We start from the raw sequence: 22,028 nt of genomic DNA on the forward strand, positions 1-22,028 counted from the left end.
ATGTTGAATGAAAAACCGCTGCAGCAATGTAGCGGTTTTTTGTGTTTAGCGCCAAATTAGCAATCTTAAACCACATAAAATTAATGGGATTATTGACAATAGCACTGTATTGGCAGACATTAACGGAATGTTAATTCTGGAGCATTTTCAGTTTATCTTGATCACAGGAAATGCTCTGTCTCTTTGTTTTTGCGCGTATCTTACCCGAAAACCGTTTCACACTTTTCGGGAAACGCTGGCAATCTGACGATACAGGAGTGTTATTCATGGCTCTATTTCAGTCTCTGAAGGGAATAATGCAGCAGCGCGGTCAGGCGTTTCAAAAATTCTGGCAGGAAATTTCTCAGGACGAGAAGACCATTGAACGGCGACGCCAAAGCCGCCTTGCACCTAACCAATCCGAAAAATTCGGCTGCTGGCGTCACCGCGGTATTTGGTAAAACCTTCCGCAAACTGCGATTTTTCAACCATGTTCCGGAAATCAAATTGCGCCATATGAATGTTTGCTAGCAAAATCTTGCTCATTCTTTTTCTGACGTATCATAGATTTCTGATTTTGTTTCTAAAAGTAAATTATCTATTTAAATCAATAATTTAGTATTGATTTCATGCCGCTGCTGCTTAATCTTTGGAGCTATAGATAACTCCAATCATTTGCCTCAGGCAAAGACACAGGCGGCGGTTATTTCATGAAAAAACTTCTGTTAGCGGCCGGGCTTGTGCTCGGTTTGGGAACTTCTTTGACTGCGGCACAGGCTGAGGATCCGAAAGAAATCCTCAATGTCTCTTATGACATTGCCCGCGAGCTGTATGAGCAGGTCAACACAGCCTTTATTCCGGTGTGGAAAGAGCAGACCGGTGAAACACTCACCGTCAATCAGTCTCATGCCGGCTCCTCCAAACAGGCCCGTTCTATTCTCGAAGGGCTGGAAGCCGATATCGTGACCTTTAATCAGGTGACGGATGTGCAGGTACTGCATGACAAAGGCAATCTGATCCCTGCGGACTGGCAGAGCCGTCTGCCGAACAATTCCTCGCCTTATTATTCACTCCCAGCGTTTCTTGTGCGTGCAGGCAATCCGAAGCAGATCAAAAACTGGGATGATCTGGTGCGTGAAGACGTACAGGTGATTTTCCCGAACCCTAAAACCTCCGGCAATGCGCGCTATACCTATCTGGCCGCGACCGCCTATGCGCGTGAAGCTTTCAATAAAGACGATGCCAAGGTTCGCGATTTCATTACCAAGCTGTTCAAGAATGTTCCGGTGTTTGATACCGGCGGCCGCGGTGCGACCACAACCTTTACCGAGCGCGGTATTGGCGATGTTCTGGTGACATTTGAAGCTGAAGTACTGGGTACTCAGAAGCTGCTTGGCAAAGATAAATATGAAGTCGTGGTACCGCCAATCAGCCTGCTGTCCGAGTTTCCGGTGACTATTGTTGATAAGGTTGTCGATAAACGCGGCTCGCGTAAAATCGCTCAGGCCTATCTTGATTTCCTCTATGCACCACAGGGGCAGGAAATTCTCGCCAGCAATTTCAACCGTGTGCATGACGCTGCAACCATTGAAAAGCACAAAGCCAATTTCCCTGAGGTGAAACTGGTACGTGTGGAAGATGAATTTGGTGGCTGGGCAAATGTGACCAAAGAGCATTTTGCCGAAGGCGGTATTCTCGATCAGCTGTTCACGGGCAAATAACGTGATCTGAACATGACAGCCGGTGCGTCCTCAAAGGCGCGCCGGTTTTTCCCGTATCCCATACAGAGCAGACCGGTTATGAAAAGACCAATCTTTAAAGTCAGAAAAACTGTGATGCCGGGCTTTGGTATTACGATGGGCTGTACGCTGCTTTATCTGACGGTGATTGTGGCTCTGCCGCTCTTTGCTCTGATTATGAAAACGGCCAGTCTTGGCTTTGCGGATTTCTGGGCGATTATCAGTTCGCCACGCGCTGTGGCGACATTCAAGCTGACCATACTCACCTCTGCCGCCGCTACGGTGTTTAATGCTCTGTTCGGTCTGCTGATGGCATGGGTGCTGGTGCGTTATGAGTTTCCGGGCAAGCGCCTGCTGGATGCTGCCGTTGATCTGCCTTTTGCATTGCCGACCGCCGTTGCCGGTCTGGCGCTGGTAACCGTTTTATCGAAGAATGGCTGGATCGGGCAATATACTGAACCGCTTGGCCTATACCTGGCCTATACGCCTGCAGGCATAATAATTGCGATGGCCTTTACCAGTATTCCTTTTGTTATCCGCACGGTACAGCCGGTTCTTGAAGACTTGAATCACGATGTGGAGGAGGCGGCGGAGACGCTAGGTGCCAATCCATGGCAGGTCTTCAGCCATGTGATCTGGCCGATGATCCTGCCTGCATTTCTGGCGGGCAGTGCTTTGTCCTTTGCACGTGGTTTGGGAGAGTTTGGTGCGATTGTTTTCATTTCTGCCAATCTGCCATTTAAAACCGAAGTGACTTCGCTGCTCGTTTTCGTGCGGCTGGATGAATATGAATATCCGGCAGCGGCGGCTCTGGCGATGGTGATGTTGCTGATGGCTTTTGCCATGCTGCTGATAACCAATCTGATGCAGGCACGGCAGCTGCGCTATGCGGAGCGAAACTGATATGGCGATTTTAGCTTTTCCTGCTTTAGCTTCTGAAAAAACTTCACCGCAGTTTCGACGCAGACTTTGGGGACGGCGTTTCCTGATCGGGCTGGCCGTTGTGCTGTCGCTGATCGTGCTCGGCATTCCGATGGCGGTGATTTTTTCTGCAGCTTTTGGCAGCGGTATGGGACGCTTCTGGGCAGAAATTACCAAGCCGGATACGATGCATGCGGTGTGGCTGACTATGTTGACGGCGATTGTGGTTGTACCGATCAATATGGCTTTCGGTGTCTGCGTGGCATGGCTGGTCACACGTTTCCGCTTTCCGGGGCGGCGTTTGCTGATCAGCTTTATTGAAATACCGTTTTCTGTATCGCCGATTATTGCCGGTACAGCCTATCTGTTTCTCTATGGTGCGCAGGGGATGCTGGGGCCTTTGCTGGAGAGCTATGATATCAAGATCATGTTCACAATTCCGGCGATTTTTCTGGTCAGCCTGTTTGTCACCAGTCCTTTTGTTGCCCGCGAGCTGATCCCGCTGATGGAAATGCAGGGCGGCGAGGATGAGGAGGCGGCACTCTCGCTCGGTGCCAGCGGCTTGCAAACCTTCTTCTATGTGACGCTGCCGAATATCAAATGGGCACTGCTCTATGGTGCCGTGCTGTGTAATGCACGGGTTATGGGCGAGTATGGCGCGACATCGATTGTCTCCGGCGCCATTCGCGGTAAAACCAATACGCTGCCTTTGCAGGTTGATCTGTTGTTTCAGGATCAAAACACAGTTGGCGCATTTGCTGCGGCTTCAACATTGGCGGTGCTGGCTCTGCTGACACTGGTGCTGAAAGTCTGGCTGGAACGCAAGCAGGTAGATTAAAAAGATGAAGCCGCCTCTGAAATTGATTCAAAGGCGGCTTTTATCTTTTTGTAATTGTTTATTTTATTGCGGCTGTGCAGCTGCTTTACGCTGTGTCAGGATCATCACCAGCGCAATTAATATTGTACCGACAATGAAGACGAATGCAGCGGCGGCAATAGCCGGACTGATATTCTCACGGATGGTCGAGAACATCTGTCGTGCCAGTGTGCGCTGGTTCGGACCTGCCACGAACAGGGTCAGCACCACTTCATCCAGCGAGGTTGCGAAAGCAAAGACAGCACCGGAAATAATGCCGGGTTTTGCCAGCGGCAGTGTCACTTTTTGCAGGACTATATGGGGCGGTGCACCAAGACTTGCAGCCGCCTGTTCCACGCGCCGGTCAACACTTTGCAGCACAGCCAGCACATTGATGACCACGAATGGTACTGCCACAACCGTATGGGCGATAATTACGCCGATATAGGAGTTGAGCAGATCATATTGTGCAAACATCAGCTGCATGCCCACGCCGAGCACCACAGCAGGCACGACCATCGGCAGCAGAAACACTGTTTTGATCGAATTGAACACGAAGGAATACTGATTGCCGCGCAGCCCCAGCGCTCCGACGGTGCCCAGTACTGTTGCCAGTGCCGTGGTGCCGACAGAGATAATCAGGCTGTTGATGATCGACCTGCGCCATGCGTCCGCCTGCACCAGTTCCTGAAACCAGCGTGTGGAATAGCCTTCCATCGGATAGCCAAGCAACGCCCCGCTGGTGAAGGCCAGTGGCAGGATTGCCACCAGCGGTGCCAGCAGGAAGAATACGACCGCTGCGCCAAACAGAAGTTTGAGGAGTTTGAAGCCGTTCATGAACGTACCTCCTTCTCGGTCGAGAGACGCATATAGATCGTATAGAGCAGGATGGTTGCAATCAGCAGAACCATGCCAAGCGCACCGGCCATGCCCCAGTTTGCAGCGCCCATGGCGTAGAAGGCGATGACCGAGCTGATGAGCTGATCTTTTGCGCCGCCGATGAGAGCAGGGGTGATGTAATAGCCAAGCGCTGTCATGAAGACGAGCAGCGAACCGGAAACCACGCCGCGCATAATCAATGGTAACAGCACATGAAAGAAAGAACGCAGCGGATGTGCGCCGAGTGAAGCGGCGGCTGGCATCAGATTTTTCGGAATGCCGATCAGCACGCTTAACACCGGCAGCACCATGAAGGGCAGCAGCACATGGGTCATGGCGATAATTACGCCGGTACGGTTGAAGATCAGTGCCAGCGGTTCGCTGGTAATGCCGATTGCGATCAGCGCATTATTAATCAGCCCCTGATCCTGCAACAGGATAAACCATGCGGCCGTACGTACCAGCAGCGATGTCCAGAGTGGCAGCAGTACTGCGCCGAGCAGTAGCTGGCGTTTCCAGCCTTCAACAGAGGCTGCAACCATAGCGAACGGAATACCGATGAGAATGCAGGCAATCGTAACGCTGAGCGCGGTGATGAAGGTACGCACCATAATGGTGACATTGGCAGAGGCATCGGATGGCAGAGAGCGGATTTCACCGGAGATGTCGCGCTCCATATCCACGGCTGCCAGCAGATTACGGTCTGTCAGTGTGGTTGAAGCCGCTGAAGCAATGGCCTGCCAGTATTGCTGTTCGCCCCATTTCTTGTCGATGGCGACGAGATCAATCTGGGCATAATCAACCGGCTCTTCAAGCTTGGTCAGCTGATTACGGGTTTTGCTCATCAGCGTGCGGAAGCCGGGTTGCGCACTGTTGAGGCGGCGTACCAGATCACCAAAGAGCTGGGCATCATCATTGTTGCGGATATCTTCCGCCAGTGCGGCTTTCATTTCCGGTGTCGGCGGTGCTTCCGGATTCCAGTCGCTGACAGCCTGTGCAGTGAGCGGCAGAGCTTTGGCCGCAACCGGATCAGACACTGCCTCTTTCATCATCGTCACCAACGGAATGATGAAAAAGACCAGCAGGAACAAAGCCAGCGGTGCCACCAGTGCGAAAGATTTCAGCCGTTGTCGTTGCAGTTCATTCATGCCGCCACCTGAGAATTACGGGCAGGAACTGCAATCGGCCAGCAATCAGCTGGCAGGAAAGATAAGGTGACCGGATCGCCGGCTTTCAAATTATGGAAGCTGCGGTCGGCCTTGGTGACAAGACTCTGGCCTGCAAAGTCCAGTGCCACGCGCAGATGGTCGCCATGATAGACAATATCGCTGACGGTTGCTGTCAGATGATTGGCGGCACTTTCCTCTGTATTCAGCCGCACGCGCTCAGGCCGCAGCGACAGGCGGATATCCTGACCGGCATGGAACGGTGCTTCGGCGTCTACACGGATATCCTGACCATTGTTCAGACGGATCTGGGTTTCGCCATTGTGGATGCCGGAGACTTTACCGTCGATCAGATTGGTTTCACCGATAAATTCCGCAACAAATTGCGTGGCCGGATGGTCGTAAATCTGGGATGGCGTGCCGATCTGCTCAATCTTACCGCGATTGAATACGGCAATGCGGTCGCTCATAGTCAGCGCTTCGGACTGGTCATGGGTCACGAAAACAATGGTCAGGCCGAGACGATGATGCAATTCGCGGATATCGAGCTGCATACGTTCACGCAACTGCTTGTCGAGAGCGCCGAGCGGCTCGTCCATCAGCACCACTTCCGGTTCAAAAACCAGAGCACGTGCCAGTGCCACACGCTGCTGCTGGCCGCCGGAAAGCTGCGAAGGCTTGCGCTCCAGCATGGTGCCAAGCTGCACCATATCCAATGCACGCTTCACACGATCCTGCATTTCAGACTTGGATAGCCCGCGCATTTTCAGCGGGAAAGCCACGTTTTCGGCAATGGTCATATGGGGAAACAATGCGTAGTTCTGAAACACCACGCCCATATTGCGCTTATGCGGCGGGAGCTGATCGATACGTTTACCGTCAACACTGACAGTGCCGCCGGTAGGGCGCTCAAAACCGGCCAGCAGCATCAGCAAGGTTGTTTTGCCTGAACCGGAAGGCCCGAGCATGCTGACAAACTCACCTTTGCCGATGGTTAAATCCAGATTATCGACAACTGTCAGGGAGCCGAATGCTTTGCTCACCTTGTCAAAATGAATGAAGGGATTATTCACGCGTAAAACCTCGAATGGAGCGAAGCACCGTCAGACCGTTTTCGGGAGTCAAACAGGACGGTGTTTGCTGTTGTCTGCTGCGGGGCGGCAACAGGAAATGCGCTTTTGAATCGAATGACTGCCGTGCAGTCGGGGAAAAGATGACTGCTTAGCAGTCAGGAAAATTAAGCTGCGAAGTACAGCCGTTCCGGAGAATTTGCATCCTTACGGGGGAAGGTATGCAAATTCCGGAACAACTGCATAACCGGTCATATGATTGCCGGTCTTTGACTTCAGCTTACTGGGCAAGCCATGCGTTGAAGCGCTGGTTCAGGCTTTCAGAATTATCTGTCCAGAATTCCACGCCAATGGCTGCTGCATCGGTCATATTGGCCGGTGTGGTCGGCAGGTCTTTGCGGTATTTTTCGTCAACGAATTTATCGGCTTCGATATTCGGCAGACCATAGGTGATATATTCAGGCAGTTTGGCCTGATTGTCGGCCTTGCTGGCGAAAGCGATGAAATCCATCGACTCTTTCGGGAAAGGCGTGCCTTTCATGATTGCCCAGCTGTCGACGGCATAGATGCTGCCCGGCCAGACAAAACCGAAATTCTTGTTCTCGGTGCGGTTCAGCGCATTGATACGGCCGTTATAGACCGAGGCCATTACCACTTCACCGGAAGAGAGCAGCTGTACCGGCTGCGCACCGGCTTCCCACCACACGATATGCGGCTTGATTTCATCGAGTTTTTTGAAGGCACGATCCACACCTTCCGGTGATGCCAGCACATCATAAACATCTTTCGGTGCAACACCGTCGGCAATCAGCGCAAATTCAAGAGAATATTTGGCGCTTTTACGCAAAGAGCGTTTTCCCGGGAATTTTTTCACGTCCCAGAAATCAGCCCATGATTGCGGGGCATCTTTCATCGTGTCGCCATTATAGGCGATGCCGGTAGACCAGACGATCGCGCCGACGCCGCAATCATGAACCGCTGCCGGAATGAATTTATCTTTGCCGCCGAGCTGTTCCCAATTGATATTTTCATAAATACCATCGGCACAGCCAAGCTCAAGCTCTTCAGCTTCAACCTGCACAACGTCCCAGTTGGTTTCGCCAGCTTTGACCTTGGCTTGCAGAACGCCGTAGCCGCCATCCCAGCTCTCATCGAGAACCGGTTTGCCCAGCTCTTTAGCAAAAGGTTTGAAATAAATTTCGCGCTGTCCGTCCTGATAGCTGCCGCCCCAGGAGACAACTGTAAGGTCGCGTGCCTGAGCAGAACCGGCTGCGAGAGCCAGACCGCCGAGCATGGTGCAGGCCGTGAATGCAATATGCGTAAGCTTCATTGATTATTCCCCACAGTTTATTGTTATGAAATTTGTTGCAACAAGTTTTCCATAGGAAATGCAGGGGGGCAATAGCTGATTGTGCAGTTGCCATACAATTAATGTCGCATAGTGCAGGCGCTAATTTAGCATTGTGACAATGTTGAATGAGGGGCTTTGCGGCAGCTCCTGCGCAAAGAGCATGAAGCATTTCTGCTGCCTCATTGCAGGGAAATGGTCTTGAAATCATAAAACCACAGTAAGAATGATGTGTGTTTTCCTTGGCTTGAAAAGGCTGGCTTCCGTTTACGTCACACAGATATATTCCGGTCCGGAAATGACAAAGTTGATGCGTTTTAGGAATGATTTTGTGTTTAAAATGTATGGACTGCTGATTTTATTGAGGCTTCCGCGCACCGGAATAAATTAAAAAAATAGTTTTTATCTTTGGGGAGTTGCACTTCCCTGAGAGGATTTTAATGTGGTTCTGCGTTGCTGACGCTGCCACCTTGCCGGAGATTGCTGATAAACTCAGCCGGTTACGGACAAATGCAGCTGGTCGCCACGGGCCGGATTTTGCTTGCAGCAGACTGCCGGATTTCAAATTTGATTCGCATATGGAGAAGTGACATGGGCCAGATTGGTCGTAGCTGGACATTTTATAAAGGCAAATGGCATGAAGGCGATGTGCGCATTCTCGGTGCGTCATCACAGGCAACATGGCTTGGTTCGCTGGTTTTTGACGGTGCACGCGGTTTTGAAGGTGTGATCCCTGATCTGGATCGCCATTGCGCACGCGTTAACCGCTCCGCAGAGGCACTTGGTCTGAAACCGACGAATACGCCTGAAGAAATCATGGAACTGAGCCGTCAGGGCATGACAAAATTCGGCGAGAATGCTGCGGTCTATATCCGTCCGATGTATTGGGCGGAAGAGGGCGAAGCCAATGTGGTTCTGCCTGCTGCCGAAAGCACGGATTTTGCGCTGTGTCTGGAAGAAATTCCGATGGGCGAGCCAACCGGTTTCACCATTACCACTACACGTTTCCGTCGTCCGACAATTGAGACCATGCCGCTGGATGCCAAGGCTGCCTGCCTCTATCCGAATAATGCCCGTATGATCCGTGAAGCCCGTGCCAAGGGTTTCGGCAATGCGCTGGTTTGCGATATGCTGGGTAATGTGGCCGAACTGGCATCTTCCAATGTGTTCATGGTGCGCGATGGTGAAGTGTTTACACCTGCGCCAAACGGCACATTCCTCAACGGTATTACCCGCCAGCGCGTAATCGGTCTGCTGCGTGATAATGGTGTGTCTGTAACGGAAACCACGCTGAAGGTTGAAGATTTCCGTGAAGCCGATGAGATTTTCTCAACCGGCAATCATTCCAAGGTCGTGCCGGTGATCGGCTTTGACGACAAGCAGCTGAGCTATGGTCCGGTTGCGCAAAAAGCCCGCAAACTCTATTGGGACTGGGCGCATTCGTAAGAGTGTCATCCCTTAACAAAAAAGCCGCGAAACTTAAGTTTCGCGGCTTTTTTGTTTTCAAGACTTGATATCAAGTTTGCGCTTTTTGGAGAATTCACTCTTCTCAAAAATCAGCACGACAATCAGAGAGATACCGAAGGGTATCAGCAGATAGAGCAGGCGGAAGACAATCAGCGCCGCCAGCACATCGGCCGGATTGAGATTTGGCAGGCCGGTGATGAACAGAAATTCCAGAACGCCAAGACCGCCCGGTGCATTGGAAATCAGAGCTGCCGAGAATGAGATCAGGAAAATGCCGAGCACAATCAGAAAGCCCGGATGGTTCACTTCAGGCAGAGCGAAATAGATGATGCCTGCTGCACCGATCAGTTCCAGAGGGCCGATCAGCAGCTGCCATGACACAACGGACAGGCGCGGATAGGACAGCTGGAATTTTGAGCCGATGCGCAAAGGCCGCAATTGCATGAAGCTGCCAAATACATAAAGCGCAACCAATACGAGAATGACGACACCGGCAGCTATTGCGAGGCTTTCAGGAATATCATTGTTAAAGCGCTGAAGCAGCTCCGGCTCAACGAGCAGAACAATAGCACTGAGAATCAGCGTGCCGAGCGCAAAGGTGAAAGAGCAGAAACCGACCAGAACGGCCACTTCTGCACCGGAAAGGCCTTTGGAAGAATAGGCACGGTAGCGGACAACCGCACCGGAAATAACCGAAGCACCGATATTATGGGACAGGGCATAAGCGGTGAAAGAGCACAGGCTGATAAACAGCCATGAGATTTTTTTGTGCAGATGCTTGAGCGCGATGCGGTCGTAACCGGCCAGCGCCATATAGGAAAGCAATGCACAGGAAGCACTCAGCAGCCATTGTTTCAGGGTAATCGCCGCGAGACTGTCAATTACATCCTCAAGAGAAATGCTGCGCAGTTCATTATACAGAAGCCATACGGATACAATAACCGCGCCGATGCCGATTGTCGGCCAGATGTAATCTTTCCATTTCATCTATCAGATGACACCCTTTTGTTGTTGGTGTGGTCACACAAGTCATCACCGGAATTCCGTCTTTTAAGGGCGGATGTCTGCTGATTGATTCCACATCACTCATTTGTAACAGGTATTCACATGTTGTCAGTTTTTATACTTCGTCACTTTTAACGATTTTTATGTCTTAATCATTAATTTATGGAACTTAAGGGTTCTTCAGGTGAAGTTTCTGTCAAGTTTTTTACATAATCTGTCTTTGTTTCGGAAATTTTTCCGAGAATGCCGCGGGCAATTTCTTCTTCTGCCAGAATAATCGTACCAATCCCGAGATCACGCAGATAATCAGCCTCAACTACCGATTCAGCGCGGGCAATAATATGCAGGGACGGATTGATCTGACCGGCCTGCGCAATAACACGCGCTGTCTCAAATGCATAAGGCAGAGCGAGGATCAGGCATTGTGCATCTGCAAGACCGGCTCTGGCCAGTGCATCGGCATCGGCGGCATTGCCGAGAATAACTTCGACACCTGTTTCACGTAATTCTGTGGCCGGTTTCTCGGCATTCTCAATCACGACGAGCGGGCGCTTTTCTTCAATCAGTCTGGCTGCAACACGCGAGCCCACCTCACCATAACCGGCAATGATCGTGTGGCCGGTTTGTGTGGTTGCATAGGTGCTGAAATCATCTGCCGCACTGTCTTTGTCATCAGCGTCGAGATCTGTGACATCTGCGGATTGTTTCGCTCCAAGCTTTCTTTCAATAAACGGGCGCAGTTTTTCAAAGCCGATAAAGACCAGCGGATTACAGAGAATGGAAAGAATAGCACCGGCCAGCACCAGATCGCGTGCTTCCGGCGGCATGATTTTCAGCGATACGCCAAGACCGGCCAGAATGAATGAGAATTCACCGATTTGCGCAAGGCTGGCGGAGATGGTCAGTGCGGTACCCGTCGGATGTTTGAACGCGCGCACAATAAAAAAAGCGGCAGCGGATTTTCCGATCATAATAATCAGCAATGTCGCCAGCAGGGACAGAGGATTATTAATCAGCACCATCGGATCGAACAACATGCCGACCGAGACAAAAAACAGCACCGCAAATGCATCACGCAGCGGCAGGGATTCCTCGGCCGCCTGATGGCTGAGTTCTGATTCACTCATCACCATACCGGCAAAAAATGCACCCAGTGCCAGTGAAACGCCAAACAGGTTGGCAGCGCCAAAGGCCACGCCAAGCGCAATGGCCAGCACGCCGAGGCGGAAGAGTTCACGCGAGCCGCTGGCGGAAATCACCTCAAGCACCCATGGCACAACTCTTTTGCCGACTATCAGCATCAGTGCAATGAAGACCGCGATTTTGATCAGTGTCAGTACAATGATGCCGGTAATGCCAAGCCCCAGATACGAAGCAATAGGGTCTGACGGAACCGTACCGGAATTGCCATGTAACAAACCGGCAATGGCTGGCATCAATACAAGCGTCAGCACCATGACCAGATCTTCAACAATCAGCCAGCCGACGGCAATGCGGCCACGATCGGTTTCCATCAGGCGACGCTCCTGCATAGCGCGCAGCAGCACAACGGTCGATGCAGTGGAGAGTGCCAGACCAAAAACCACAGAGCCTGTGAGATCCCAGCCGATAATCAGGCCGAGGCCGGTGCCAAGAGCGGTTGCGGCAAAAATCTGCGCCAGCGCTCCCGGAACCGCGATGGCTTTGACTGACAGCAGCTCCTTGACGGAAAAATGTAGGCCGACACCAAACATCAACAGGATGACGCCGATTTCAGCAAGCTGCAGTGTCAGTTCCTGATCGGCAACAAAACCCGGGGTGTAAGGGCCGCAGAGAACACCGGCGAGGAGATAACCCACCAGCGGAGAAATGCGAAGGCGATTGGCTATCGCCCCGAACAGAAAGGCCAGACACAGACCAACAACAATCGTAGCGATCAGGGGAGTGTCGTGAGGCATAGCGGCTTGTCCTTATAAAACCAAAGTCCGTTGAGTGAGACTCATTGGACTTTGGTTAAGCCCGAGTGGCGATTGAACTTTCCAAGGCGTGATGCGCAGCATCTCATCGCCTTGCGATAAGCGTCTTTTGCCGTTTGTCTCAACTGCAATCTCGGCGGAATTATGCAGGTTCAGAAAAAGGGCAAAGCAGAGAAGGGGATATCGCGCGGCTTTAGAGCGCCGTGCGTCCAATTGGACGCACAAAGGACGCTCTAATATTTAAATGGAGCATCGGAATAATCCGAAAACCGAATACACTTTTCGGTCCGATGCTCTATGCCGCGCGATAAGATCGTGTCTTTGTTACTTGGCAGTCACTGCGTCGTCTGTCTCGCCGAGGCCGCGCTTATGAGTACGCTCCCACCAGGTGCCGAGCAGCATCAGGATCGGTGCTGCAATGAAGATCGACGATGTGGTTGCAATGAACACACCAAACAGCATCGGGATCGCGAAGTTCTCAACCGCGCTGCCGCCCCAGATTGCCATCGGAAGAACAGCAAGGAAGGTACAAAGCGAGGTGTAGATACAACGGGCGAAAACCTGATTGATACTCAGATCAATGATTTCACGCAGCGGCTTGGCCTTATACATACGCATATTTTCACGCATACGGTCATAGACCACCACCTTATCATTGACCGAGTAACCAACCAGTGTCAGCACGGCCGCAATCGCTGTAAGGTTGAAGTCGAGTTGGGTGATGACGAAGAAACCGACCAGCTTGGTGGTATCGAGTACCAGCGTGGCAATCGCACCCACGGCGAAATACCATTCAAACCGCCACCAGAGATAGATCAGCATCGCACCGGCAGCCAGTACCAGAGCGATAAAGCCGGAACGTGCAAGCTCGCCGCTGACCTTTGGCCCCACGACTTCTGTACGTTCGATCTTCACATCCTTGTCGATCGACTGAACAGCTTCACGAACCTTGTTAACCGCAACAGTCTGCGCTTCTTCGCCACCGTCCTGACGCTGAACGCGGATCAGAACATTTTCAGGGCTGCCTGCATTTTGCAATGCGACTTCACCCAAACCAAGTCCGCCGAGCGAGGAACGCAATTGTCCCAGATCAGCCGGTTGGGATGTGGTGATTTCAACCTGAATACCGCCGGTAAAATCGAGACCGTAATTCAGACCTGGTTTGAAGAACAGGAACAGCGAGGCGACCGACAGAACCACAGATACCAGAATCCCGAAATAACGGGCTTTCATGAACTGGTAATTGGTGTTTTCCGGTGCAACGCGAACCCAAGGTTCAATCTGCAGAACCTTCAGCTTACGGCGGCGGACAGACCATGCCATGATGATGCGAACGACCGAAACAGCCGTGAACATGGAAATGGCAATACCGAGCATCATGGTGATAGCGAAGCCGCGAACAGGGCCGGTACCGAACATGAACAGCAGAACGGTTGCAATCACCGAGGTGACGTTGGCGTCAACAATGGTTGAATAAGCGGAGTTGAAGCCTTTATCGAGCGCAGCCATAGCGCCCATGCCTTTTTTGGTTTCTTCACGAATACGCTCGTTAATAAGAATATTCGCATCCACAGCAATACCAATACTGAGGATAACACCGGCAATACCGGGCAGGGTCAGCGTTGCCCCGATCAGGGTCAGTGCCGCAAAGGTCAGAACAATATTCAGAAGCAGCGCGAAATTCGCGATCATACCCCAGAAACCGTAGAGCATGACGATGAATGCGGCGACCAGAATAAAGCCGAGAATACCGGTATAGACACCCATTTTAATGGCATCGCCACCGAGATCCGGACCAACGGTACGTTCTTCAATAACTGTCAGCGGCGCAGGCAATGCACCGGCACGCAGCAGGGCGGACAGAACAACAGTATCTTCAACAGTGAACTGACCGCTGATCTGGCCGGAACCGCCGGTGATAGGCTCACGGATTGTCGGCGCAGACAGAACCTTGTCATCAAGAACGATAGCGAAAGGACGGTTCACGTTCTTTGTGGTGATTTCAGCAAACTGACGGGCACCCTGACTGTCAAAACGGAACGAAACAATCGGTTCGTTTGAGCGCTGGTCAAAACCGGCGCGGGCATCGGTCAGGCGTTCGCCGCTGAGTGCGACCTGATCTTCGATCGGATATTTAATGTCCGGATTTTTGGAATCTTCCATAATCGTGACGCCCGGAGGCGGCGGGCTGTTCGGATCTGCATCCGCAACCATATGGAAGGCCATTTTAGCCGTTGAACCCAGCAGCTGACGCAGCTGTGTCGGATCCTGCAGACCCGGCAACTGAACCACGATACGGTCACTGCCAACGCGCTGGATGGACGGTTCGGAAACACCGACCTGATCCACACGCTGACGGATGATTTCAAGGCTCTGGGTGAGGGCGCTGTCGAGACGGTAGTTGAAACCGGCTTCTGTCAGCGACAGACGGATCTGTTCGCCTGGCGTTGTCACATCAATATCATTGATCGGTGTGCCGAAACCGCTGGTCGATACAGGATTAATCAGGGTTTTCAGTGCTGTTACCGCACGGTCACGCTGCGCAGTATCGGTAATATTGACCAGAACCGCATCGCCGGCCACACGAATGGACTGTGGCTGAATGCGTTCTGAGCGCAGCTTGCTGCGTGCATCATCCAGCAATGTACGCAGACGGTCTTTTTTCAGACCGGCAGCATCCACTTCCAGGACGAGATAGGAACCGCCGCGAAGATCAAGCCCGAGTGTGACCTGATTTTTCGGGAACCAGCCGGGCATATTTTCCAGCTGTTGCTTGGTAAAGACGTTCGGCAGGGCAATGAATATGCCCGCCAGAATGATGAGACTGTAAAGATATACAGCCCATTTGGGTGTACGCATGAGAGTAATCCGGTCCGATTGTTTGCGGCAGGAATGGCTGTATTCAGACAGACCGTGCCGTAATGCAGATGGAAATCATAAGACCTGTCAGACAAATAAAGTCCAATAGGGCTTATTTTAAAAGAACTGCCGGAAAGCAGAATTTAAATTTGGAAGAAAGCAGGCGGTGCGCGGGCGCGGATAGCGCTCCGGCGGGCATCTGTCTGCGGGTTATGCTGAATGCGCAGAACGGATGCGGAAATGAAAGCTGCCAGAAGGGCAAATAATGCAGGCACAATGAAAGTGCCGTCAGCATTGAAAGGCAGAGCCTTGCTGTTGAAATAAAGCGCAGGGGTAAGAATTGCCCGAACCGGCGCTGTCAGCGTGCTGTTCGGCGCGCGCCCTGACGGATCAGTGGTCTGAACGCTTTGGCGATCCTGTACCAGTGCTGCAGTCTGATAGCTGATTGAGTTTTGATCACCGGCAGCAATTAATGCCGATTGCAGAGCCAGCAGTCCGGACAGAAACCACAGCAGGCCGAAAGAATAAAGCACAGTGCGAAGAGACAGCCTGTGCTGTTCCTGTCGTGCTTTCCCCGTTATCGCGCTGCAAAGTCTGGATCTGAAAATTGTTCCGGCTCGCTTTTGTCCTGATTTGCGAAAATCATGTCTGACTTGCGTAAATTTGCAGAAGGTCTCCGGCTTATGCAAAAATACTATTTCATCTCATTAACCATTCAGCATCTTAATCACAAGGAAAATAGCTGACATGACACGGCTTTGTTGCATTTTACCGACAAAAAACAGCTATGTCTGCTGACGACCTGCACGAGAAGATAAACAATTTCTCTGTGACATGAAGCTGTGGCCTTAATCTTATTTGCGCCTATATTGTGCATAAGAAAGCAGCGTTTGCGCCCATTTATTTCTATGCTGTTATTTGTGGATTGACGGCTCTGAAAAAGCCCCGGAAAAGTCAATAATATGAATCGGAAGCAGCAGTTTATTGAGAGACAGATTTTGAAACTCCTATCAGCAATCTCCTTAAGGTTTTTATTGTGCTTTGTATTGCTGATATCGGGCATTGCTGCAGGGAGCGTGACCGGAAACGGCTGGGATATGGCTCAGGCGCAATCCGTGTCGCAAAATCTGGCAGCGCAGCAAAAGACGATTGTCGAGGACTTGCGCGTCCAGATTGATGAGATCGGCAAAACTCTCGATAAATCCAAAAGCAATGATGAAACGCTGGCCAATATTAAGGTCAAGCTTGAGGGAATTTCCAAAAAGCTTCTCGATGCCGGTCTCGCATTTCGCCCGCGTCTGAGCGAAATTAATTCACGCCTTGACCAGATGGGGCCTCCGCCTGCGGAAGGTAAGCCTGCTGAATCCGAAATTGTTGCGACTGAGCGGGAGCGGCTGACAGCAGAAAAGGCCGAGATCAATACGGTTCTCGGCTTTACCGAAGATGCATCGGTACAGGCCAATCAGCTGATCGAGAAAATCGGCTCCATGCGCCGTGACCTGTTTACGCAGACCCTGTCTCAGCGCGTTGATATTAACACGGCGCTGGTGACCGAGGTTATCAATGCGGCCGGTTATGAAACCAAGACATTTTATTATCTGCTGAAATCATGGTGGGATTTCACGCTCTATCCGCGCCTGTGGACATTGCTTGGTGTTTTGGCGATTTCCGTTATTCCAGCATTGCTTATTCACTTAAGTGCAAGGCGCTGGCTCGCCGATCTTTATGAGCGCGATCCGCTGGAGGACAGACCGAGCTATCTCAGCCGTTTGTCCGTTGCCTTCTGGTCAACGGTCATTCCGTCGGTGGCGATTGTCGTGTTTCTGGGGCTGGTCTATGTGTTGTTCCAGCGTTTCGATCTGCTGCGACCTGATGTGGCGCAGTTGCTGGCGGCCTTATTTTCTCTTTTCTGTGTGGTGCTGTTTATTTACCGGTTGGCACGGGGCGTGCTTAGTCCCGATATGCCGAACTGGCGTCTGCTGCCGATTGCACCAAAGCCTGCGCAAATCCTGATCTGGCTGCTGACAGCCGCTGCGATTACGCAGAGTATTGAATATTTTCTGGAAATTCTGAATGGCGTGATGTCCTCGCCTTTGTCGCTGACCGTGGCGAAAAGTGTGATCGGCACAGCAATGGTCGGCGCTCTGCTGCTGGCGATTGCCTTCCTGAAACCGATTCAAAATCCGAGAACCGGTGAATTGCGTGAATGGCCGAAACTCACCAAGATCATTCTGATCGTGCTGGGACTTGTGCCGATTTGTGCTGCGATTTTTGGTTATATCGGTCTTGCCCGTTTTGTGGCGCAGCAGATTGTGGTGACAGGTGCGTTTATCGTCACCATGTATCTCGGCTTTCTGACAGCCCGCGCCATTACCCATGAGAAAGCTTTTGCCAATACCAGCCTCGGACGGAAGCTGCGGGACAAGTTTAATGCCAATGAGGCCACGCTGGATCAGCTGGGGCTGCTCGCGGGTATCGTCATTAATCTTATCGTCCTGCTGATTGGTGTGCCGCTGGTTCTGATGCAGTTCGGTTTCCAGTGGTCGGAAATGAGCACGAGTTTTGTGCGGATTATGACCGGTTTCCAGATCGGGAATTTCTCGATTTCGCTGCTGAGCATCCTGACCGGTATTGTGCTGTTCATTATGGGCTATTTCCTGACGCGGTTGTTCCAGAACTGGCTGGACGGCAGTGTCATGGCACGCGGGCGTATTGATCCGGGTGTGCGCAATTCCATCAAAACCGTAGTTGGTTATGTCGGTCTGGCTTTGTCGGGGCTGCTTGGTATTTCAGCTGCCGGTATCAATCTCTCCAGCCTTGCACTGGTCGCCGGTGGTCTTTCGCTTGGTATCGGTTTCGGCTTGCAGAATATTGTCTCGAACTTTGTTTCGGGTCTGATCCTGCTGGCTGAGCGCCCGCTGAAGGTCGGCGATTGGGTACAGACTGGCACTGTCAGCGGTTTTGTGAAAAAGATCAGCGTGCGTGCAACGGAAGTGGAAACCTTCCAGCGCGAGACGATTATCGTGCCGAACTCGACGCTGATTAATGACAATGTCGGCAACTGGACGCATCGTAACAAACTTGGCCGTTCCGACATGCAGCTTCTGATCGGGTATCGTACCGATGTGCGCCGAATTCAGGCAATGCTGTTTGAGATCGCCAAAGAAACGCCGCTGGTTCTGAAAAATCCGGAGCCGATGGTGTTCTTGATTAATATGACTGAGCTGGTCAGCAGCAATATGATGATGCGCTTCGAGATCCGTATTTTTCTGGCCGATATTACCAGCGCTCTCGGTGTGCGTAATGAATTGCAATTCACGATTGTTGAGCGGTTTGCAGCAGAAGGGATCAGTGTGATGCCTTTGCCGTCTCCGATTCCTTTGCCTGAGCCGCATGTAAATTCAGAAGAGGTTGCTTAGAGCTGATCATGAAGGAAATGCCAGAAAGTTGTTCGATTCTTGTCTGGATTAAGCTTTAATTAACTTCTCATTCAGTTGCGGTTCATCGGCAATGATTATAAATAAGGCCATGAAATGATGCGGTGCAGACTAAAATGTGACTGACACAGAGATTGAAACCGCAGTGAAGTTCAGAGTTTGAGGAGTGCTATGGTGAATATGAAAAAAACCGGATTTGGCAGCCTTGTTATGATTGCAGGCATTCTGGCCGGATCAGCATCTGCTTTGGCAGCATCCGTCCTGAACAGCGACAGCACAGCACAGACGCTTGTGGTGACGGAAGGTTCTTCCAAGCAGCAGGTGACAGTGCAGCCCGGTGAAACAGTATCAATCTGCCCGAGCGGCTGTTTTGTGACCTTTCCGAACGGCGACCGCGAGGCGCTGACGGGCAATGAGGCCATCACAATTCTCAATGGCGGCGGTACGCATAAATAACCGCTTCAAAGCGACTGATTTTTTTAAAGCCGCAATGGTCACAACCGTTGCGGCTTTTTCTTATGCTTAAAGCAGCAATCCTTGTTTTGACATTGCCTGCGCGGGTGAATTTACACTGCTGAGAGGCCGCGTCGCGGCGCTTTTCGGCGGTGTCGCAAACAGACCTTACAAGTCACTGAACTGACAGCATAGTAAGCGCAATCTGCTTTGAAACACCGGAAGAATGGTGCGCCTCAAGGCGGGAGATTTGCGCCCTGCCACGTTATGACCGCACCGGATAAAGGGGCTGAAATAACAGGCTGTATCAGAATGTTGCAGTGCCGGACCGCTTCAGAACAAGACGCGGCATTGCCGGTTCAGAGGATGAAGTTTCATGAAGACCCATGCCCGTGCGGTGGTTATTGGTGGCGGTGTGGTAGGCGTGTCAACGCTCTATCATCTGGCGAAGAAAGGCTGGGCAGATTCTGTGCTGATCGAGCGCAAAGAACTGACCTCCGGCTCGACATGGCATGCGGCGGGGCTTTTGCCTCTGTTTAATCTGAGTTATTCGGTCGGGCAGATTCACAAATATTCCGTCAAATTCTATCAGGAACTGGAAAAAGAGACCGGTCTGAATGTCGGTTTCAGTAAGTGCACCAATATTCGTTTAGCACGCACCAAAGACCGCTGGGACGAATATATGTATTATGCCGGTGTGGCGAAGACCATTGGTGTACCGGTGAATATTCTGACACCGGAACAGGTCAAAGAAGTCTGGCCGCTGGCGGAAACGGACGGTATTCTCGGTGCGATCCAGCATCCGGATGACGGTTATATCCAGCCGGCCGATCTCACACAGGCGCTGGCAAAAGGTGCCCGTGATATGGGCGCTACGATTTACCGTTACACCACCGTGACCGGTATTGAACAATTGCCGGACGGCAAATGGCTGGTGAAAACTGACAAGGGCGACATTACCGCTGATCACGTTGTGTCCGCTTCCGGCAGTTTCGCTGCGAAAACCGGCAAGATGGTCGGCCTGACTGTGCCGGTTGTGCCGGTCGAGCATCAATATATTGTCACCGAGCCGCATCCGGCAATCATGGAGCGCAAATCCAAAGGTCTGCCGGAAATGGGCGTGCTGCGCGAAAGTGACAGCTCGTGGTATATGCGTGAGGAAAATGGCGGGTTGTTGCTCGGGCCTTACGAAATCGGCGCGCCGGTCTGTTATCAGGACGGCCCGTCTGACGAGAGCGAATATGAGCTGTTTCAGGAAGATCTCGAACGCCTGATGCCATATATTGAAACCGCAATTGCGCGTGTGCCTGCCTTTGGCGAAGTGGGGATCAAGAAAGTTTATAATGGTGCGATTGCCTATACGCCGGATGGTAATCCGATTATCGGTCCTGCACCGGGGTTGCAGAATTTCTGGCTCAATGAAGGCCATTCCTTTGGTGTGACTGCTGCGGGTGGTGCCGGCTGGCAGCTGGCCGAATGGATTGTCGAGGGCGAACCATCCATTGATATGATGGGCGTCGATCCGCGCCGTTTCGGCCCTTATGTGACCGAAGGCTATCTTAAAGAAAAAGCGGAAGAAGCCTATGCTGATGTTTTTACGGTGCATTATCCTGATGAGGAACGCACGGCTGCGCGTCCGCTGAAGCGCTCGCCGTCCTATGACCGCCAAAAGGCTTTGGGCGGTGTGTTCGGTTCCGTCTATGGCTGGGAACGTGCCAACTGGTTTGCACCGGAGGGCTATGGCATTGATGTTGCATCGCTGGATAAGCCGGATGTGTTGCTGAACCATAATCATCCGGAGCCGGATGCCAATGGTAAGGTTCAGGAACTCTGGTCGTTCCGCCGCTCGAATTATTTCGAACATGTCGGCAATGAAGTGAAGAATGTCACCAATAATGTCGGCCTGCTGGATATGTCACCTTTCGCCAAGATGGAAGTTACCGGTTCCGGTGCGCGTCAGTGGCTGGAAAGCATTCTCGCCAATCGTGTGCCGAAGAAACAGGGCCGCGTGGCACTGAGCCATATGCTGACACCGCAGGGTGGTGTGCAGAGCGAATTCACCGTCTATGAGTGGAAACCAGGAAGTTTCTATCTGGTGTCCGCCGGTGCCTATGAGAATATCGATCATGATTATCTCTATAAGCTGGCACCGAAAGACGGTTCGCTTATTCTGCGTCCGATCACCCAGAAATATGGTGTGCTGGTTCTGGCTGGACCGAATAGCCGTAAAGTTTTGCAGAAACTGACCCGCACCAGCCTGTCCAATGAAGATTTCCCTTGGTTGACAGGTAAGGAAATCAGCGTCGGCACTGCAACCGCCCATGCATTGCGCGTCAATTTTGTTGGCGAGCTGGGATGGGAACTGCATCATCCGATTGAACAGCAGAACACGATCTATGATCTGGTGATGGAAGCCGGTTCTGAATTCGGTATCAAGCCGTTTGGCATCCGCGCCATGCTGTCGATGGGTATTGAAAAATCCTATCGTCTGATCCCGCGCGAAATGTCGGTTGAATATAATGCCTTTGAATCCGGTCTGGATCGCTTTGTTCATCCGAATAAAGGCGAGTTTATCGGCCGTGATGCAGCTGTGGCTGCCCGCGAAAAAGGTCTGCGCTGGAATTTTGTAACGCTGGAAATCCACGGTGTTGAGGATGCCGATGCCCGTGGTTCTGAGGCGATTTACAAAGACGGCAAGCTGGTTGGCCGCGCCACCAATGGCGGCTTTGCATGGCGTCTCAATAAGAGTATTGCACTGGCAATGGTCAAGCCGGAACATGCTGCAATCGGGACGGAACTGGAAATCAATATTCTCGGCAAAAACTACAAGGCGACGATCGTACCGGAATCGCCGTTTGATCCTGAGAATGAACGCCTGAGAGCTTAAAACTCTC

General features: G+C 51.8%; 16 protein-coding genes. 8 read left to right on the plus strand and 8 right to left on the minus strand.

Annotated features, from left to right (window positions below):
* Positions 1 to 296 precede the first annotated feature (296 nt).
* The 4 genes from F7P81_RS17140 to cysW all read left to right on the plus strand — a co-directional run bounded on the left by F7P81_RS17140 (position 297) and on the right by cysW (position 3,477).
* Positions 297 to 440, plus strand: coding sequence for a hypothetical protein (locus tag F7P81_RS17140; RefSeq protein WP_170265285.1), 144 nt, complete (start codon positions 297 to 299; stop codon positions 438 to 440).
* Between the two features lie 249 nt (positions 441 to 689).
* Entirely contained in the window at positions 690 to 1,700 is a 1,011-nt protein-coding gene (gene cysP, locus F7P81_RS13715) for a thiosulfate ABC transporter substrate-binding protein CysP (protein WP_151159942.1), read from the plus strand.
* 78 nt (positions 1,701 to 1,778) lie between these two features.
* Positions 1,779 to 2,621, plus strand: coding sequence for a sulfate ABC transporter permease subunit CysT (gene cysT, locus F7P81_RS13720; RefSeq protein ID WP_151159944.1), 843 nt, complete (start codon positions 1,779 to 1,781; stop codon positions 2,619 to 2,621).
* The gene (gene cysW / locus F7P81_RS13725; RefSeq protein ID WP_281348910.1) at positions 2,605 to 3,477 is read left to right on the plus strand and encodes a sulfate ABC transporter permease subunit CysW; all 873 of its coding nucleotides are present in this window, start codon (positions 2,605 to 2,607) and stop codon (positions 3,475 to 3,477) included. The genes cysT and cysW overlap by 17 nt, the downstream gene beginning before the upstream one ends.
* A gap of 63 nt (positions 3,478 to 3,540) precedes the next feature.
* Here cysW and F7P81_RS13730 read toward each other — a convergent pair whose 3' ends face one another.
* The 4 genes from F7P81_RS13730 to F7P81_RS13745 all read right to left on the minus strand — a co-directional run bounded on the left by F7P81_RS13730 (position 3,541) and on the right by F7P81_RS13745 (position 7,904).
* Complete coding sequence (locus F7P81_RS13730; protein ID WP_075656254.1) at positions 3,541 to 4,332, minus strand: ABC transporter permease; 792 nt, start codon at positions 4,330 to 4,332, stop codon at positions 3,541 to 3,543.
* Positions 4,329 to 5,522: an ABC transporter permease gene (locus F7P81_RS13735; protein ID WP_151159946.1), complete on the minus strand. Its 1,194-nt coding sequence runs from the start codon at positions 5,520 to 5,522 to the stop codon at positions 4,329 to 4,331. Before F7P81_RS13735 ends, F7P81_RS13730 begins: the two co-directional genes overlap by 4 nt.
* Complete coding sequence (locus tag F7P81_RS13740) at positions 5,519 to 6,613, minus strand: ABC transporter ATP-binding protein (RefSeq protein WP_022709861.1); 1,095 nt, start codon at positions 6,611 to 6,613, stop codon at positions 5,519 to 5,521. The genes F7P81_RS13735 and F7P81_RS13740 overlap by 4 nt, the downstream gene beginning before the upstream one ends.
* Before the next feature lie 277 nt (positions 6,614 to 6,890).
* Positions 6,891 to 7,904, minus strand: coding sequence for an ABC transporter substrate-binding protein (locus tag F7P81_RS13745; RefSeq protein ID WP_028233375.1), 1,014 nt, complete (start codon positions 7,902 to 7,904; stop codon positions 6,891 to 6,893).
* Between the two features lie 645 nt (positions 7,905 to 8,549).
* On the opposite strand from F7P81_RS13745, the gene F7P81_RS13750 reads away from it, so the two are divergent.
* Positions 8,550 to 9,404: a branched-chain amino acid aminotransferase gene (locus tag F7P81_RS13750; RefSeq protein WP_075656257.1), complete on the plus strand. Its 855-nt coding sequence runs from the start codon at positions 8,550 to 8,552 to the stop codon at positions 9,402 to 9,404.
* Positions 9,405 to 9,461: 57 nt separating this feature from the next.
* Here F7P81_RS13750 and F7P81_RS13755 read toward each other — a convergent pair whose 3' ends face one another.
* The 4 genes from F7P81_RS13755 to F7P81_RS13770 form a co-directional block, all read right to left on the minus strand.
* Positions 9,462 to 10,412, minus strand: a complete 951-nt coding sequence (locus F7P81_RS13755) for a lysylphosphatidylglycerol synthase transmembrane domain-containing protein (RefSeq protein ID WP_022709857.1) — start codon at positions 10,410 to 10,412, stop codon at positions 9,462 to 9,464.
* 173 nt (positions 10,413 to 10,585) lie between these two features.
* The gene (locus F7P81_RS13760) at positions 10,586 to 12,367 is read right to left on the minus strand and encodes a cation:proton antiporter domain-containing protein (protein WP_151159948.1); all 1,782 of its coding nucleotides are present in this window, start codon (positions 12,365 to 12,367) and stop codon (positions 10,586 to 10,588) included.
* A gap of 342 nt (positions 12,368 to 12,709) precedes the next feature.
* A complete protein-coding gene (gene secD / locus F7P81_RS13765; protein WP_151159950.1) occupies positions 12,710 to 15,244 on the minus strand; it encodes a protein translocase subunit SecD in 2,535 nt (844 codons plus the stop codon).
* Positions 15,245 to 15,387: 143 nt separating this feature from the next.
* The gene (locus tag F7P81_RS13770) at positions 15,388 to 15,777 is read right to left on the minus strand and encodes a hypothetical protein (protein ID WP_151159952.1); all 390 of its coding nucleotides are present in this window, start codon (positions 15,775 to 15,777) and stop codon (positions 15,388 to 15,390) included.
* A 543-nt stretch (positions 15,778 to 16,320) separates the two neighbouring features.
* On the opposite strand from F7P81_RS13770, the gene F7P81_RS13775 reads away from it, so the two are divergent.
* The 3 genes from F7P81_RS13775 to F7P81_RS13785 all read left to right on the plus strand — a co-directional run bounded on the left by F7P81_RS13775 (position 16,321) and on the right by F7P81_RS13785 (position 22,021).
* On the plus strand, positions 16,321 to 18,663 hold the full coding sequence (locus F7P81_RS13775; RefSeq protein WP_170265286.1) for a mechanosensitive ion channel domain-containing protein: 2,343 nt from the start codon (positions 16,321 to 16,323) through the stop codon (positions 18,661 to 18,663).
* 189 nt (positions 18,664 to 18,852) lie between these two features.
* Positions 18,853 to 19,137, plus strand: a complete 285-nt coding sequence (locus F7P81_RS13780) for a hypothetical protein (RefSeq protein WP_022709852.1) — start codon at positions 18,853 to 18,855, stop codon at positions 19,135 to 19,137.
* Positions 19,138 to 19,510: 373 nt separating this feature from the next.
* A complete protein-coding gene (locus F7P81_RS13785; protein WP_151159954.1) occupies positions 19,511 to 22,021 on the plus strand; it encodes a GcvT family protein in 2,511 nt (836 codons plus the stop codon).
* Positions 22,022 to 22,028 lie beyond the last annotated feature (7 nt).

The organism is Pseudochrobactrum saccharolyticum, from assembly GCF_008801715.1.
Classification (GTDB): Bacteria; Pseudomonadota; Alphaproteobacteria; order Rhizobiales; family Rhizobiaceae; genus Pseudochrobactrum; species Pseudochrobactrum saccharolyticum.

Bases quoted from the DNA above. Each gene is read 5' to 3' on its own strand.
- F7P81_RS17140 (WP_170265285.1), top strand. From the start codon at position 297: ATGCAGCAGCGCGGTCAGGCGTTTCAAAAATTCTGGCAGGAAATTTCT.
- cysP (WP_151159942.1), top strand. From the start codon at position 690: ATGAAAAAACTTCTGTTAGCGGCCGGGCTTGTGCTCGGTTTGGGAACT.
- cysT (WP_151159944.1), top strand. From the start codon at position 1,779: ATGAAAAGACCAATCTTTAAAGTCAGAAAAACTGTGATGCCGGGCTTT.
- cysW (WP_281348910.1), top strand. From the start codon at position 2,605: ATGCGGAGCGAAACTGATATGGCGATTTTAGCTTTTCCTGCTTTAGCT.
- F7P81_RS13730 (WP_075656254.1), bottom strand. From the start codon at position 4,332: ATGAACGGCTTCAAACTCCTCAAACTTCTGTTTGGCGCAGCGGTCGTA.
- F7P81_RS13735 (WP_151159946.1), bottom strand. From the start codon at position 5,522: ATGAATGAACTGCAACGACAACGGCTGAAATCTTTCGCACTGGTGGCA.
- F7P81_RS13745 (WP_028233375.1), bottom strand. From the start codon at position 7,904: ATGCTCGGCGGTCTGGCTCTCGCAGCCGGTTCTGCTCAGGCACGCGAC.
- F7P81_RS13750 (WP_075656257.1), top strand. From the start codon at position 8,550: ATGGGCCAGATTGGTCGTAGCTGGACATTTTATAAAGGCAAATGGCAT.
- F7P81_RS13755 (WP_022709857.1), bottom strand. From the start codon at position 10,412: ATGAAATGGAAAGATTACATCTGGCCGACAATCGGCATCGGCGCGGTT.
- F7P81_RS13760 (WP_151159948.1), bottom strand. From the start codon at position 12,367: ATGCCTCACGACACTCCCCTGATCGCTACGATTGTTGTTGGTCTGTGT.
- secD (WP_151159950.1), bottom strand. From the start codon at position 15,244: ATGCGTACACCCAAATGGGCTGTATATCTTTACAGTCTCATCATTCTG.
- F7P81_RS13780 (WP_022709852.1), top strand. From the start codon at position 18,853: ATGGTGAATATGAAAAAAACCGGATTTGGCAGCCTTGTTATGATTGCA.
- F7P81_RS13785 (WP_151159954.1), top strand. From the start codon at position 19,511: ATGAAGACCCATGCCCGTGCGGTGGTTATTGGTGGCGGTGTGGTAGGC.